Here is a 14,672-nt window from a genome sequence, read left to right on the forward strand (position 1 = left end):
AGATCAGTTTCCGAGATTCGATACGGAATTTGCCGAATTAAGCCCACCGGTAATCGCCCCGATGGTTTTCTGCCACTGCACATAGGGCGCTTCGGTCACATAGACGGTATCCTCGTCGCGGATCAGGAAGTCGCGGGCCAGGAACAAACCGTTCGGACGCGTCAGGTCCAGCACATAGGCCATTCGTTGCGTGCCCACGACCGGTTTGCCCAGCACCCTGGACGCCACGGATTCCGGTTCGTCGCGCAGGATGAACACACCGGTCGGGTCGGCCAGGTTCGAACTGAGACCGCCAACCATGGCGATGGCTTCGACGGCATTGATCATTTCGTTGCCCAGAGGCACCCGGGTCTGTCCGCCAAGCGCGCCAAGCGCGGTAAAGCTGCGCTGATCCTCTTCGACCAGGATGATGTCACCGGGGCGCAGCGCGATGTCGTTCGAAGGAGCGGAGTAGAGATCCGTCAGCCAGACCTTTCCGCTTTCATTGCCGCGCTTGACCGTGACCACCGCGATCTCCGGTTCGATGGCGACGCCGCCCGCCTTGGCGAGCATTGCCGAAAGGGTCCGGGTTGGACGTTCGATCGGGAAGACCCCCTGCGACACGACCTTACCCATTACCGAGACGGTGGCGCCGTCACCTGCGACACGGGCAACCGTGACCTGCGGATCCGGGGTCTGCTGGCTCAGCCGGTCGGTAATGATCTGGCGCAGCTGATCGGGACTGTTGCCCGCCGCGCGAACCCGTCCGGCATAAGGCACGAAGATATAACCCGCGCTGTCGACCTGGATTTCCTGCAATTGGGTCGAACTCGACCCGAGCGAGGCAAGCAGACCGTCATCGACATTTTCCCATATCGACAACCCCAGCACGTCGCCGGGCCGGATCTCGTCCGCGCCGACGGCCGCGGCCGAACGGAACGCTTGCGAAAAGCCGTAGCTCGGGCTGAAATTCGCGGCACGCGTCACATGTTCGTTGACATAAATGATCTGGGCGTTTCCGCCCCGCTCGACCGCTCCGGTATATATCTCTTTCTTGGTTGGGCCGGAACGTGGCAAACCACAGGCCGTCAACAGGGCCAGCGCAGTGATCGCCATTATGCGCACTGCTGGTTTACGGTTTATGAGACCTGTCACCTCGATAGCTCCTGTGTTCTTATCCTTGCCCCGCCCTGAAGGCGGAGTTGCTTGCAACCTAGCGGCTACGAGCGCTCATGACCACAAAGAGTTGTGGATCAACTGTCGATATCGGTGATCTGTTGCCGAAGTGTAATACGTCCGGAGGCCAGCGATTGATAGGGATCCTCGGGCGCCAGGATCATATCGCTGACGATTCGCAGCGCATGGGCGCGCGAGCGTTCCGAATAGAAGCCGCCGGGAACCTGGCTGGTCTGCAGCAGGTAGTCCCGCAGGACCCTGTAGGCTTTCGGGTCGGGAGGATCGGGCCGGACAAAGAAATCGGCGAGCGTCTGGTCGGAAACTAGCCCCGGCTTGTTGTAGATCGCGTTCCCAAGGGTCTTGACCGGCAGGTTGCGCCATAACGCCTGTTGCGCCGAGGTGGAATTGACCGTCACGATCGAGCAGGCCTGCGACAGCAGCACGGCAAGCTTGCCGCCGCGCATGTAATGGGTCCGGTCGGAAATCCCGTGACGCGCAGCCGCATTCCGTATCGCGGTCCGGTTGCCCGCGCGGCCGTCTTCGAGCGGATGCGCCTTGAACATCAGGTGATGGTGCCTGGGCGCGTTGCGGGCGAATTCGGCCACTACGGTTTCAATGAAATCGGCATTGCTGGAGAAGGGTGAATGCCCCAGGAAGTTCGAATCATGCTCCAGCTGCATCAGGACGAGTGAATAGGGCCAGCCCGCCCGGCGGAACCTGCGCCACCGGGTCGCGGTCGCAATGTTATGCGCCGGCGCCAGCAGGAAACGCCGCAGATTCAGGCGGAATTCGCGCATCACCGAGATGGCCCGGTGGCTGCGATAGTTGCGATAGGCGCGGTTCGCGACAAGGACGAGGAAATGATAGAATGCCCCGTAGAACTTGTGATGGCGCATATCGCCCCAATGCGCCGGAGGTCGCCGCATTTCGTTCATGGTGTCGCGCAGCACGGTCCGCATCTCGGCAAGCTGGATCTGCATTAGCGCCGAATTTCCGTTGGAGCCCTGGCGTTCGTAGCTGATCCAGTAAGGCCGGAGATATCCTTCCTCGAAGACATGGAGGCGCAGCCCCCGCCGTACCGCTGCATCGCGTGCGATCGCATGAACCGGGCGGACATCGCCATACAGCACGATGTCGGTCACATTCTTTTCGGTGAGGATATGGTCGAGATGACCCGGCCAATCCTGCAATGATCCGGCATGCCGGATGAAACGGTTCTTGTCGGACCAGAAATATTCGTCGCCGGCATTGAACCCGCAGCGCCAGACCTCTGCATCCGCATCCCGCAAGATACGTGCGAGGCGATCGAAAAACGGGCCATGCGGCCCCTGAAGCAAAAGAAAGACACGCTTGTCCAAAGCTGCCGGTAGCTGGGGGGGGCCCATATCTTTCTCATCGATCTCGACGGGCAAGGGCTGTTCGAGGTTGACGTGAAACATTCTGGCCCCAAATTCTTTTGCTACGGGAATTAGCTACAACGAACTTGTTAACAACGACTGACTGCCTACGATCGACCGGCACAATAAACTAGCCATGAACGCGCCCGCAGATTGTGAACATCCTGCAAGCAATTGATACAATGAACTGGCAGATATTTTGCATGTCGAGGGCTTCAATGCCAGTAAAATCTGGATCGCGGCGTTGCCACCCGGCGACGGATTGCCGTTTCCTTACCTTGCGCGGGCGTTTTCGATACCCTAGTGCAGAGCATGACTAAAACGGAGTAGGGCATGTTTACCGGCATTGTCACCGATATTGGACTGGTTCGGAATGTCGAGATGCGCGGCGATATGCGCGCGCGGATCGGCTGTAATTACGATATGTCCGGTGTGGATATCGGCGCCTCGATCGCCTGCGATGGCATTTGCCTTACCGTGATCGCCAAGGGCGAGGATTGGTTCGATGTCGATATTTCGGCCGAAACGATCTCCAAGACCAATATCGGCGCGAATGGCTGGCAGGTCGGCCGGCGGCTGAATCTCGAACGGGCACTGAAAGTCGGGGACGAGTTGGGCGGTCATATCGTCAGCGGCCATGTCGACGGAGTCGCCGAGATCGAGGAACTCCGTGACGAAGGCGACAGCCTGCGCGTGACATTCGCCGCACCTGCAGCGCTCGCACGCTTCATCGCGCCCAAGGGATCGGTGGCGCTGAACGGCACTTCCCTGACGGTAAATGAGGTGCAGGATAACCGGTTTGGCGTTAACCTGATCCCGCATACGCAGCAGGTGACCAACTGGGGCGACATCGCGGTGGGCGATATGGTGAATCTCGAGATCGACACGCTGGCCCGCTATGTCGCGCGGCTGGCAGAGACGGATGCGGCAAAGGTGTAGGCAAGGTTTGGGCAGCGATATGGGCGTAGGAATTGGACATAATGGCGGCCCGTCGATGGGATCGACGACCTGGCGCGCGCATTGCTGGCACCGCGCACGGGCGGAGTTGCTGCCGGTCCTGCCGGTCGAGGTCGTGCGGACGCGGGTGCGTCGCGCCAAGGCTCTGGGACTGAATTACAAGACCTATGCGGGCGTGCGCGCTACGACCGGGCGCGACCTGGTCGCCTTTCTGTTTTCCTCCAACGCGCTTGGGGTGTTCCGCGACGGTCAGCCCCTGGCTCAGGCACGGGCGGACAAGCTGACGGTTCTCGCCGCATGCCGGCATCTCGGGGCGGGGCCGGGGCTGGACGCAGAGATGCTGGGGCAACGGATTTCCGCGGTATCCGCCCGCAGCCTGCCGCCCTTCGGCAGCCGGTGGGGAGAGATGCGGGCCGAGGCCAAGGCATGGCTGAAGGCGCAGGGATTGCCGGGCGATGCCGTGCTGATGATCGGGGAAACCGATCACGAGCGCGAACTGATGGCGGCAGGCGGGCTGGCCGGTTTCATCACCGGCACGCAATATTTCACGGGAGAGTGCCATGCAGTATGAAAAGCCCGGCCCGGTCGAAAACGAACTGTCCGAAGCGGTCTCTCCCATCGAGGAGATCATCGAGGACGCGCGCAATGGGCGCATGTTCATCCTTGTCGATCACGAGGACCGCGAGAACGAGGGCGATCTGGTCATCCCCGCACAGATGGCGACCCCGGACGCGATCAATTTCATGGCCACCCATGGGCGCGGGCTGATCTGCCTGTCGTTGCCGGGCGAACGGATCGATGCCCTGGGATTGTCGCTGATGAGCCCCCGGAACTCCTCACGTCATGAAACCGCCTTTACCATGTCCATCGAGGCGCGCGAGGGCGTGACGACAGGCATCAGTGCGCATGACCGGGCCCGCACCGTCAGCGTCGCCATCGACCCGAGCAAGGGCGCGGCGGATATTGCCACGCCGGGCCATGTCTTTCCGCTTCGCGCCCGCGAGGGCGGGGTGCTGGTCCGCGCCGGGCATACCGAGGCGGCGGTGGATATCGCCCGCCTGGCAGGGTTGAATCCGTCGGGAGTGATTTGCGAGATCATGAACGAGGATGGCAGCATGGCGCGGCTGCCCGACCTGGTGGCCTTCGCGCAGCGGCACGGGCTGAAGATCGGCACCATCAGCGACCTGATCCGCTATCGCCGCCGCCACGACAACCTGATTGCCGAACGGACGCAGCGGGCGGTGCGCTCGATTCATGGCGGCGACTGGATGATGCGCGTCTTCGCGGACGAGACGCAAGGCGCCGAGCATATCGTGCTGACCAAGGGCGACCTGACCGGGCCGGAGCCGGTGCTGGTCCGAATGCATGCGCTGGATCCGCTGCATGACGTGCTGGGGATCGGCCGCGAGGATGCCGGCAGCCTCGGCTCTGCCATGCAGGTTATCGCCGAAGAGGGGAGGGGCGTCGTCGTGCTGATCCGCGACCTGAGCAACGCGTTGCCGCAGCCGGGCGAAACCGGGCCGCATACGCTGCGTCAATACGGGCTTGGTGCGCAGATCCTGTCGGCGCTCGGGCTGTCGGAACTGATCCTCGTGACCAATTCGGCGCCGGTCAAGGTGGTGGGCCTTGACGCCTACGGGCTTTCGATCCATTCCACCCGGCCTATCCCCAAGGATTGACGCAAATGGCCTCGCACACCCAGCATTACCAGCTTGACCTGCCGAAATTCGACACGCCCGTGCGGCTGCTGATCGTGGTTGCCCCTTACTACAAGGCGATTGCCGATAATCTTGTGGCAGGGGCCCGCGCGACGGCGGAGCAGGCCGGCGCGGCCATCGATCTGGTCGAGGTGCCGGGGGCGCTGGAAATTCCCACCGCGATCGGCATCGCCGGACGGCAGGCGAATTACGATGGTTATGTCGCGCTTGGCTGCGTGATCCGGGGCGAGACGACGCATTACGACACGGTCTGCAATGACAGTTCGCGCGGGTTGACGCTTCTGGGCCTGCAGGGATTGGCGATCGGCAACGGCATCCTGACGGTCGAGAACATGGCCCAGGCCGAGGTGAGGGCTGATCCGGCGAAGCAGAACAAGGGCGGCGGAGCAGCCGCAGCGGCGCTGCACCTGGTGGCGCTGGCCCGCAAATGGCGCAAGCGGGACGATCCCGGCGGTCCCGGCAAGGATCTAGACGTGATCCGCCTGGCCGGACAATTGGAGGGATCGCCCCGGACATGAGCAAGCCAGACAAACGTGCATTGAGCAGCGCCGCCCGGTTATACGCGGTGCAGGCCCTGTTCCAGATGGAGGCCGCAGGCCAGTCTGCCGACCGGGTCATGGGCGAGTTCCGCAATTTCAGGATCGGTGCGGATGACGAGGAGGGGCACCACCCCGAAGCCGATGACAAGCTGTTTTCGCGTATTGTTGACGATGCGGTGACGTGGCAATCCAGGATTGACCAGGCGACCGATCGTGGTCTGGTGGCGAAATGGCCCATCGACCGGATCGATCCGGTATTGCGGGCATTGTTCCGTGCAGCGGGGGCCGAACTGGCCACCCCGGTCACTCCGCCCAAGGTCGTGATCAGCGAATATGTCCGGCTGGCGGAGGCGTTCTTTCCGAATGGGCGCGAACCGAAATTCGTAAACGCGGTGCTGGACCATGTTGCACGCGGTCTGCGCCCCGAAGCTTTCGGTGACACGGCGGGTTGAAGGCAGAAGCGGCCCGGTGGTTGATCGCCCCGGTTTCCGCCGTGCCGCAATGCCGAACCGCCCCATGTGCAGTATCGAGTCGCGTTTTGTTATGTGAAGCTTTCCCTGAAGCTCACGTAGATCGGTAAACTTGTATTCATTTTTCTGCAGTGCGGAGTTGTCGCGTGTCGATTGCGCAACAGTTCTGCTTGGCAAGATATCACCACGAACTGCCTGTTTTTTGTGCAGTCACATAAATGTTTCATTAAGAATCATACATTTTTTTGAACTGTTCTGTTTAGCTCGACACGATATTTTCGTGTTGTGCAGGACCTTGCTGCACATTCTGCATGTTTCTCGTTTTGTTCCATCACAGGAATGTTTCGGCATTTTTATGCCGTGCCCGATCGGGATCAGTAACTATCACATTTTCGAGAAGAACTGATGTTCTCCGGGGGGACTTTGAACCCGGGAAACACGCAGCTATTTCACCAGCAGCAGAGATGCACTGGCACCCGGATGGGGTCAGGAACATGAAACTCAGCCAATGAGGATTCACAGATGAAAAAAATTACTCTTCTCAGCGGCGCGACCGCCATCCTGACCGCGCTGTCGGTTCCGGCCTTCGCCCAAACCGAAATCGCGACGGGTGCCAGCGCGACCGGCGTTGCAGATGTGGACGAAAGCATCACCGATATCGAGGATGCCGTGCAAGACAGCTTCGAGCGTTCGGCCGATCCCGACCGCTTCGGTCCCTCGGACCGCCGTCAGGGCCTGTTCGGCAACATGTCGCTGAGCTATACCGGCCGCACCGGTAACGTCGAGAACCAGGACTTTGCCCTGGCTGGCCGTATCCAGCACAACCAGGCGCCCTTCGCCCAGAGCGTCGGCCTGTCGATCGAGTTCGGCGAGGACGATCAGGGCAACAAGGACAAGGAAGAAGTCGCCGCCATCTATGATGCGCAGTACTACTTCAACGATCGCTTCTATGCCTTCGCCCTGGGCCGCTTTAACATCGACAGCTTGGTCGATGGCGTTGACAACGCGAATGACAACGCCCGCGATACGGAAGAAGATGACGATCTGCGCCGCGATGGCTTCCTTGGCTTCGGTCCGGGTTACCGCATCATCAATAACGACACCACCACCTGGCGCGTTCAGGCCGGTGTCGGCGTTCGCTATACCCAGACCGGTTATCAGTACTGGGCCGACCAGCGCAATATCCCCGGTGTGGACAACTCGAACACCGAAGTCGGTTACATCGCGTCGTCGCGCGTCTATCACCGCTTCAACGACATGATCTTCATCACCAACGACACCGACTATCTGACCTCGGACGAGGGCGGTGACGTGCTGACCAACGAATTCGGCGTCAACTTCAAGATGTCGGATCAGCTGGCGACCCGTCTCAGCTACACCACCGAGTATCAGTCAGAGCGTGAAATCCGCACCGACAACACTCTTGGCGTTGCGGTCGTTTACGGCTTCTGATCGTTCCCTCTGATCAGTAGTCTCTCTGGGAAGGGCGGGTGCAAACCCGTCCTTCTTTTTTATGTGGCCGGCCATCGGCATGAGGCAGAAAACAGTGGACCGGCCGGATCGAATCCCCGCCGCTTCGCAATAAAAATCCCGCCCTGCCTTGGAGGCGGGGCGGGATGTTTGTGGCGGGAACCGCAGCAACCGCGGCAGCTCGAGATTTCCCGAAAGCCTGGATGACCAGGTGGGCGCCGGATAACGAGACCAAGGCCCCGACAGAGCCAGCCCCCTCGGAAAAGTTATAGGCCAGTGGAAAAATGGCCGCTCGCGAGAAGAGCAGAAACCCGCCAGAACGGACAAATAAGGCGCTGCGCTCCGGCTTTCAAGTCATGCGATCTTATTTCCGCAGGGCAGGGTGGTTGCCAAATGTTTTTGCTTTGTTCTATATTTGGCGGATGGATCATGCCTCACCCTCCTTACCCATGGCGCCGGGGCAACGTCTGGCACGCGGGGTTGCGCGGATGCTGCGCAGCATGGACCACGCCGTGCTGACTGAATTCACCCCCAAGCGTGGCCTGCGCGTCGATGTGATCAGCCTCGGCCCAAAGGGAGAGCTATGGATCATCGAATGCAAAAGCTGCCGGGCAGATTTCGCCAGTGACCGGAAATGGCAGGGCTATCTGGAATGGTGCGATAGGTATTTCTGGGCGGTTGATGCCGATTTTCCACAGGAATTGCTGCCCGAGCAGAGCGGGTTGATCCTGGCGGATCCTTATGGTGCGGAAATACTTCGCATGTCACCCGAGACACGCCTTGCCGGTGCCAGGCGCGCCAAGGTCACGCGCGATTTTGCCCGTGCAGCGGCGTTGCGATTGCAGGGTAGTATCGATCCCCTGGCATTCAGCGGCGGGGTTTTCTAGACTTGCCACCCTTTGCGCCCATTGTCCGTGCCGCTTCTGCCGCAGCCAGAAGCTCCTCGGCGATTTCAGTGGCTTCCTCGGGCTCGAAATCCAGCGGCAGATCCACGCCCTCGGCCTCGACATAGATGCGCACCATTCCCTGATCCGTCGGCCCGACCTGCAGATTGGCGGCTGTTTCGCTTTGACTGTTGATGCTCACGGTCCTGACCCTCGTATTCGGAAAGCTTTCTGTAGCCTGTCGCGAATTTCCCGGCAAGTCGGGCTTGCAACCGCCGCTTACCGGGTTTAGAGAACGCATCCGGGCCGCCTTAGCTCAGTTGGTTAGAGCGCTGGATTGTGGATCCAGAGGTCCCCCGTTCAAGCCGGGGAGGCGGTACCATCAAAATCAACGATAGGAATGAGCTTGCTTTAGCCGCACTGAGTTGCGGCTCGGGATTTTGGAATCTCGCCCTCCATGGATGCCGGCGAACCCGTTGCTTCTGCCATCGCCGGTCAGAGGCCGTCCCGTTGCCATCGTAAGGCAGGCGGAACAAAGAATTGACTGAGGTGTTGAATTGGCGAAGGTAAACGAAGACACCGAAAGGGGATTCTCTTATGGCTGACCGGACCGATACCGCAGAGGGCGTCAAGCGCGACGCCAAGGCCGCCGCTCGCGAAGCGCGGGAGGATCTGAAGGAAGGTGCGCGCAAGATCAAGGAAGATGGGCGCGAAACGCTGGAGAAACTGTCCGATAACGCGGCAGCCGGGCGGCTGCGCGAGCGTGGGGCCGAATTTGCCGAAACGGCCCGTGAAGCTGGCCGCGAATATGCCGAACGGGCCCGGAGCGAAGCCGAACGGCTTTACGAAGAGGGCCACCGCAAGGCCGACGAGGCCGCCCGTTACGCCGAGGACCGCTATGACGACCTGTCCGAACTGGTGCGCCGCCATCCCGCCAAGTCCCTGGGGGTCGCCGCCGGTATCGGTTTCCTGGTCGGCCTGATCCTGTCGCGCCGCTGAGGCCGGGCGCATGTTCGATTATACCCGGCGCCTTCAGCTTGCGCTAGGAGACGCCCTGCGGCGTTCGACCATGAAGATCGTGGCCGGTGTCGTGATTGCGGCCGGGGCAGGGTTTCTGGTTGCAGCGCTATGGATCTGGCTTGCCTATGGGCTGGAATGGGGTGCGGCGCTGGCATCGCTGGCGATTGGCGGCGGTTTCGTGGTGATCGGAATGTTCATCCTTCTGATGGCGAAGAATCCGCGTCACCCCATGCCGACCACCGACGAGTTGAAGCGCGAGGTGGATACGCACGTCAATCTCGCGGCGGATGCGGCGACCGAACGCGCCCGCAATGAGGCCGCGCGGGTAATGGGCATGGCCGAGAGCAAGCTGTTCTCCCTCATGGGCGGCGCGGGCAAGACGGCTCGAAAGGCGGCCCGGGGCAAGCAAAGGCTTTCCGCCGCCGCGAACAGCAACACGGGCAGTATGGTCAAGCTGCTGGCGGCATTTGCCATTGGCGCCGTTCTGGCATCCCGGCTGCGACGCGGGCGGGACGAGGACGACGATCCGGCCTGAGCGAGGCTCAGGGGCAGGGGCGCAGGATGATCGGCGGCCCCGGCGCCTCGCCGATCTTGCGGCAATTGTTCCGGTCGCAGATGCGCCATGCCCCGTCAGTCGCCCCGCTGGCGGCAAGGGACAGTTGCGGCTGCACCGGCAGATCCGGTTTCCAGACCCACCAGCCATTCTTCAGTTCCGCGTCTTCGCCGGGCTCCATTCCCGCGCCCGATCCCTTGACCGCAGCCCGGGTCAGTTCAAGCCCGTCATCCTCGATCCGCCAGTATTCGCGCCATGCCACCTTTTCGACCGAATGGGTCCATTCCAACCGGAAATCCGCGCCATGCAGGGCGATGGTCATCATTCCGGCCAGCAGGCAACCATTCATCGTCGCGATTTCCTCCATGACAAGAACGCGAATATGGCAGCAAGAACCAAGCCGATCTCATCGGTCATCGGCATGGCGGCAATCAGGGTAAACGCGGCAACGGCAGCCAGAACACGCTCCCATATGGCCAGATTGTGATGTAGCCAGCCGATGACTGCAATCCCCCAGAGACCTATGGCGATCACGCATTTTACGACGATATAGGCAACGGCAGGCGCATAGCCGATGGATTCGGCCAGAGCCCCGCCATCCTGCAGCATCAGGGCGGGAGTATAGATTGCCATATAGGGAATCACGAAGCCCGCCGCAGCCACCTTCAGCGCCTCTAGACTGATCTTGAAACCGCCCTCCTTGGCGATCGGGGCCGCGGCAAAGCAGGCCAGCGCCACGGGCGGCGTCAGGTCGGCCATGATGCCGAAATAGAAGACGAACATATGACTGACGATCAGCGGCACGCCCAGCTCCAGCAGGGCAGGGGCGGCAATGGTCGAGGTGATGATGTAGTTGGGGATGGTCGGGATACCCATGCCCAGGACAAGGCAGGTCAGCATGGTCAGGACCAGCGACAGGAACAGGCTGTTCTGACCCACCGAGACGATATAGAGGCCGAATGTATTGGCGGCCCCCGTCAGGGTCATGGTGCCGATGATCACGCCGACCAGCGCGCAGGCAACACCGACGGGCAGGGCGGTCTTGGCCCCCTCGGCAAGGCTGTCCACGACCTGCCGGATCGTCGCGCGCCCGCCCTGACTGACCGCGTTCCAGACCAGCAGGGCGGCGATTCCGGCCCATAGCGCGTTATTGCCGAATTTCAGGAAGCTCGCCGCGACCAGCCCCAATCCGATCCAGAAGATCGTCCGAAGCAGTGCCGAGGGCAGTCCAAGCGCCGCCGACGCGCCAAGGATCAGCATCATCGTCAACGCAAGCCCGATGGTGCCCGCGAAAAGCGGTGTGTAGCCCGAGAACAGCAGGTAGACCAGAACCGCCAGCGGCAGGATCAGGTACCAGCCCTCGCGCAGCGCCTTGAAGGCCGAGGGCAACTCGTCTTTTGCCATCCCGCGCAGGTTACGGCGGCCCGCCTCCAGATGGACCATCCAGAAGGCCGAGGCGAAATAAAGGATCGCGGGGACGATCGCGGCGCGGACGACCTCGACATAGGCGACGCCGAGGGTTTCGGCCATGATGAAGGCCACCGCGCCCATGACCGGCGGCATGATCTGCCCGCCCATCGACGCCGTCGCCTCGACCCCGCCGGCGAATGCCGGACGATAGCCGAAGCTTTTCATCAGTGGAATGGTGAACTGCCCGGTGGTGACGACATTGGCCACGCCCGAGCCCGATATCGTGCCCATCAGCCCCGAACTGACCACCGAGACCTTGGCCGCGCCGCCCATGCGATGGCCGACCATGCCCAGTGAGACATCCGTGAACAGCTTGATCATTCCGGCCTTTTCCAGAAATGCGCCGAACAGGATGAACAGGAAGATATAGGTCGCCGAAACATAAAGGGGGGTGCCATAGATGCCCTCGGTGCCAAAGCTCATCTGCTCGACTACCTGCGCGAGGTCATAACCGCGGGTGACAAGGGGGCCGGGGAAATATTCGCCGAACAGCGCATAGACCAGGAAGGCTCCGGCGACGAGGGGCAGGGCAGGGCCCATGACCACATATGCGGCGGCGAATGTCGTGGCCAGCGCGATGATTCCGATGACGACATCAAGCTGGTTCAGCGAGCCCGAGCGCATCATCAGTGGAACATATTCCACCCATTGATAGCCCGCGACGATGACGCCAAGCCCCGCCATGATCCACGCGGCAACGTTGCCCGCCCGCCCGTGATTGCGCAACGCGGCCAGCAGCGGGAAACACAGCAGCATCAGGAATCCCAGATGCAGGGCGCGCTGTATCTGACTGGAAAGATTCACGATATGTGCTGCAATGGCAATCTGGTAAAGTGAGAACGCCACCGCGATCCAGTAAAGAATCCGGCCTTGAAACCCGGTGGGGAAGCTTTCGGCCAGTGGATCGTGAAGGCCCAAATCCGTATCGCCCGCAGGGGCAGGGTGCTGCGCTTCGGTCATGTTTCTGATCCTGATGAAAGAAAGGCCGGGAATATTCCCGGCCCAGATATTCGTTACCCTTACTCGGCCTTGACGCCGACTTCGTCATAATAGCGCTGCGCACCCGGATGCACCGGGATCGGCATACCCTTGAGCGCATTTTTGACATCGATGCTGGCAGTCGCGGCATGGGCGGCTTTCAGGTCGTCCAGGTTTTCGTACATCAGCTTGGTCATCTCGTAGGCAAGATCGTCGCTGACAGCGTCCGAGCTTACCAGATAGTTGATGACTGCGACGGTCGGCACGTCTTCAGCCTGACCGTCATAGGTATTGGCGGGGATGGTTTCGGCGACATAAGGCGCGCCCAGTTTTGCAGCAACCTCTTCGGGAACCGATACCACGGTGATCGGAATCGAGGTCGAGAGGTCCTTTAGCGATGCCACGCCAAGACCTGCGGATTGCAATGTCGCGTCAAGCTGGCGGTTTTTCATCAGTTCGACCGATTCCGCAAAGGGCAGATACTCGACCTTGCTCAGATCGTCATAGCTCATGCCTGCCGCTTCCAGGATCGCCCGCGCATTCAGTTCGGTCCCGGATTTAGGAGCACCGACGGACAGCGCCTTGCCTTTCAGATCCGCGAGCGTCTTGATGCCGGATTCCTCGCTGGCGACGATCTGGATGAAGTTCGGATACATGGCGGAAATGCCGCGCAGCTTGTCCAGCGGTTGCGGGAAACCGACATCGGCATTGCCTTCCGCCGCGAATTTCACCGAATCCCCAAGTGCGATCCCGAGTTCTCCCTTGCCCTGCTGCAGCAGGTTCAGGTTCTCGACGCTGGCCTTGGTGGACTGCACCTGAACCTTCGCGTCGGGAATGCCGTCGGTATATATCTTCGACAGGGCGCCACCGACCGGATAATATACCCCCGAGGTGCCACCGGTCAGGATATTGATGAATTCCTGTGCTCCCGCCGTGATCGGGGCCGCACCCAAAGCCAGCGCGGCAGCACATGCCGCGACTTTTGCGCGAATGGTCATGAAATCCTCCCTTGGAACTTGTTTGATGGCCGGAGATTAGACCGGCAGCTTGCCCCCGTCAAAAAGCAAAATCGCCGGGCCATGTAAACTTGTGGAAAACCGCATGAAAAGGGGCGCCGCGACGGATCGCAGACGCCCTTGTTCCGGCCCGACATCCTGTCCGTCAGGCGTTCGCTTCGCGGATCTTGTTGGCGGCGTCCCGGTCGTAGCCGATCTGCTTCTGGTCGAAAAGCTGATCCAGCTCGCCCGACAGGGTCATTTCCGTGATGATGTCGCAACCGCCGACGAATTCGCCCTTGACGTAAAGCTGCGGAATGGTCGGCCAGTCGGAAAACTCCTTGATGCCCTGGCGAATGGCATCGTCGGCCAGCACGTTCACGTCCCGATAATCGACCCCCATATAGTTCAGGACGCCGGCGACACGGCTGGAAAAACCGCATTGCGGCATTTCCTTGGTGCCCTTCATGAACAGCACGACGTCATTTGCATCGATCGTGTCCTGGATTTGCGTCGTCACATCGCTCATTGCGTTGTCCTTCCGGTCGGGTATCCGCTTGTTTCGGCGGATTGTGTCAAGATAGGCTTTGATATACGGGGCAGGGACCGCATCTGCTAGTCGGGGGCCTTGGTGGTCAGCGCCAGCGCATGCAATTCTCCTGCCGGGCCGTCCATCTTGCCCTGAAGCGCCGCATAGACCGCGCGTTGCTGCTGAACCCGGTTCTTGCCACGGAAGCTTTCGTCGATCACCTCGGCCGCGTAATGGTTTCCATCTCCGGCAAGATCGGTGATCGAGATCTGCGCGTCGGGAAATGCGGCGCGGATGAGCGCTTCGATGTCATGGGCTTCCATTGCCATATGGGTTTCCTTCTGCCGTTGACTACAGATGTAGGGGAAGCCCCGATGACCCGCAAGGGCGGCTTGGATCGGGATATCCACTGTTGCAACCATCCAGAATTGTCGCATGCGGCGCAAAGCAGAAATGTCACCGCAGACCAGCAGGGCCGGCAGCCGGGCAGGGCGGAGACATCAAATATCGCAGCGCTGACCGGCTGCCTTGTAGGAA

General features: G+C 61.0%; 17 protein-coding genes, 1 tRNA gene and 1 other RNA gene. 10 read left to right on the forward strand and 9 right to left on the reverse strand.

The window, feature by feature from the left end:
* Positions 1-3: 3 nt before the first annotated feature.
* Entirely contained in the window at positions 4-1,095 is a 1,092-nt protein-coding gene (locus C9E81_RS21125; protein ID WP_122114346.1) for a polysaccharide biosynthesis/export family protein, read from the reverse strand.
* Between the two features lie 137 nt (positions 1,096-1,232).
* Positions 1,233-2,594, reverse strand: a complete 1,362-nt coding sequence (locus C9E81_RS21130; RefSeq protein ID WP_425010679.1) for a capsule biosynthesis protein — start codon at positions 2,592-2,594, stop codon at positions 1,233-1,235.
* A gap of 291 nt (positions 2,595-2,885) precedes the next feature.
* Here C9E81_RS21130 and C9E81_RS21135 point away from each other — a divergent pair, with 291 nt between their 5' ends.
* From C9E81_RS21135 to C9E81_RS21160, 6 genes are all read left to right on the forward strand, one after another.
* Positions 2,886-3,491, forward strand: a complete 606-nt coding sequence (locus tag C9E81_RS21135) for a riboflavin synthase (protein ID WP_122114347.1) — start codon at positions 2,886-2,888, stop codon at positions 3,489-3,491.
* Positions 3,492-3,546: 55 nt separating this feature from the next.
* Positions 3,547-4,080 carry a hypothetical protein gene (locus C9E81_RS21140; RefSeq protein WP_243698757.1) on the forward strand — a complete coding sequence of 178 codons (534 nt, stop codon included), beginning with the start codon at positions 3,547-3,549 and terminating at the stop codon, positions 4,078-4,080.
* On the forward strand, positions 4,070-5,188 hold the full coding sequence (gene ribB / locus C9E81_RS21145) for a 3,4-dihydroxy-2-butanone-4-phosphate synthase (protein WP_122114349.1): 1,119 nt from the start codon (positions 4,070-4,072) through the stop codon (positions 5,186-5,188). Before C9E81_RS21140 ends, ribB begins: the two co-directional genes overlap by 11 nt.
* Before the next feature lie 5 nt (positions 5,189-5,193).
* A complete protein-coding gene (locus C9E81_RS21150) occupies positions 5,194-5,745 on the forward strand; it encodes a 6,7-dimethyl-8-ribityllumazine synthase (protein ID WP_122114350.1) in 552 nt (183 codons plus the stop codon).
* On the forward strand, positions 5,742-6,218 hold the full coding sequence (gene nusB / locus C9E81_RS21155) for a transcription antitermination factor NusB (protein WP_122114351.1): 477 nt from the start codon (positions 5,742-5,744) through the stop codon (positions 6,216-6,218). The genes C9E81_RS21150 and nusB overlap by 4 nt, the downstream gene beginning before the upstream one ends.
* Before the next feature lie 540 nt (positions 6,219-6,758).
* Positions 6,759-7,688, forward strand: a complete 930-nt coding sequence (locus tag C9E81_RS21160) for a DUF481 domain-containing protein (protein WP_122114352.1) — start codon at positions 6,759-6,761, stop codon at positions 7,686-7,688.
* Between the two features lie 173 nt (positions 7,689-7,861).
* Here C9E81_RS21160 and ssrS read toward each other — a convergent pair.
* Positions 7,862-8,019, reverse strand: a non-coding RNA gene (gene ssrS / locus C9E81_RS23725) — 6S RNA.
* A gap of 136 nt (positions 8,020-8,155) precedes the next feature.
* Between ssrS and C9E81_RS21165 the strand changes: the two genes are divergently transcribed.
* The gene (locus tag C9E81_RS21165) at positions 8,156-8,593 is read left to right on the forward strand and encodes an MmcB family DNA repair protein (protein ID WP_122114353.1); all 438 of its coding nucleotides are present in this window, start codon (positions 8,156-8,158) and stop codon (positions 8,591-8,593) included.
* Here C9E81_RS21165 and C9E81_RS21170 read toward each other — a convergent pair.
* The gene (locus tag C9E81_RS21170) at positions 8,574-8,792 is read right to left on the reverse strand and encodes a DUF6324 family protein (protein ID WP_122114354.1); all 219 of its coding nucleotides are present in this window, start codon (positions 8,790-8,792) and stop codon (positions 8,574-8,576) included. The two genes, C9E81_RS21165 and C9E81_RS21170, sit on opposite strands and share 20 nt — an antisense overlap.
* A gap of 103 nt (positions 8,793-8,895) precedes the next feature.
* Between C9E81_RS21170 and C9E81_RS21175 the strand changes: the two genes are divergently transcribed.
* The 3 genes from C9E81_RS21175 (at position 8,896) to C9E81_RS21185 (ending at position 10,145) form a co-directional block, all read left to right on the forward strand.
* Positions 8,896-8,972: transfer RNA gene (locus C9E81_RS21175), tRNA-His, on the forward strand.
* Positions 8,973-9,187: 215 nt separating this feature from the next.
* Entirely contained in the window at positions 9,188-9,589 is a 402-nt protein-coding gene (locus tag C9E81_RS21180; protein WP_122114355.1) for an ElaB/YgaM/YqjD family protein, read from the forward strand.
* 10 nt (positions 9,590-9,599) lie between these two features.
* Entirely contained in the window at positions 9,600-10,145 is a 546-nt protein-coding gene (locus tag C9E81_RS21185) for a phage holin family protein (protein WP_122114356.1), read from the forward strand.
* Positions 10,146-10,152: 7 nt separating this feature from the next.
* On the opposite strand, the gene C9E81_RS21190 is transcribed toward C9E81_RS21185, so the two are convergent.
* From C9E81_RS21190 to C9E81_RS21210, 5 genes are all read right to left on the reverse strand, one after another.
* Positions 10,153-10,512, reverse strand: coding sequence for a DUF1850 domain-containing protein (locus tag C9E81_RS21190; protein WP_122114357.1), 360 nt, complete (start codon positions 10,510-10,512; stop codon positions 10,153-10,155).
* Positions 10,509-12,593 carry a TRAP transporter permease gene (locus C9E81_RS21195; RefSeq protein WP_122114358.1) on the reverse strand — a complete coding sequence of 695 codons (2,085 nt, stop codon included), beginning with the start codon at positions 12,591-12,593 and terminating at the stop codon, positions 10,509-10,511. Before C9E81_RS21195 ends, C9E81_RS21190 begins: the two co-directional genes overlap by 4 nt.
* A gap of 59 nt (positions 12,594-12,652) precedes the next feature.
* Positions 12,653-13,609: a TAXI family TRAP transporter solute-binding subunit gene (locus C9E81_RS21200; RefSeq protein WP_122114359.1), complete on the reverse strand. Its 957-nt coding sequence runs from the start codon at positions 13,607-13,609 to the stop codon at positions 12,653-12,655.
* 163 nt (positions 13,610-13,772) lie between these two features.
* A complete protein-coding gene (grxD, locus tag C9E81_RS21205; protein WP_122114360.1) occupies positions 13,773-14,135 on the reverse strand; it encodes a Grx4 family monothiol glutaredoxin in 363 nt (120 codons plus the stop codon).
* A gap of 86 nt (positions 14,136-14,221) precedes the next feature.
* Positions 14,222-14,464 (reverse strand): BolA/IbaG family iron-sulfur metabolism protein, encoded by a 243-nt coding sequence (locus tag C9E81_RS21210; RefSeq protein ID WP_122114361.1) that lies wholly within the window; start codon positions 14,462-14,464, stop codon positions 14,222-14,224.
* Positions 14,465-14,672 lie beyond the last annotated feature (208 nt).

Origin of the sequence: Paracoccus alkanivorans (assembly GCF_003697785.1) — a bacterium.
Lineage (GTDB): Bacteria > Pseudomonadota > Alphaproteobacteria > Rhodobacterales > Rhodobacteraceae > Paracoccus > Paracoccus alkanivorans.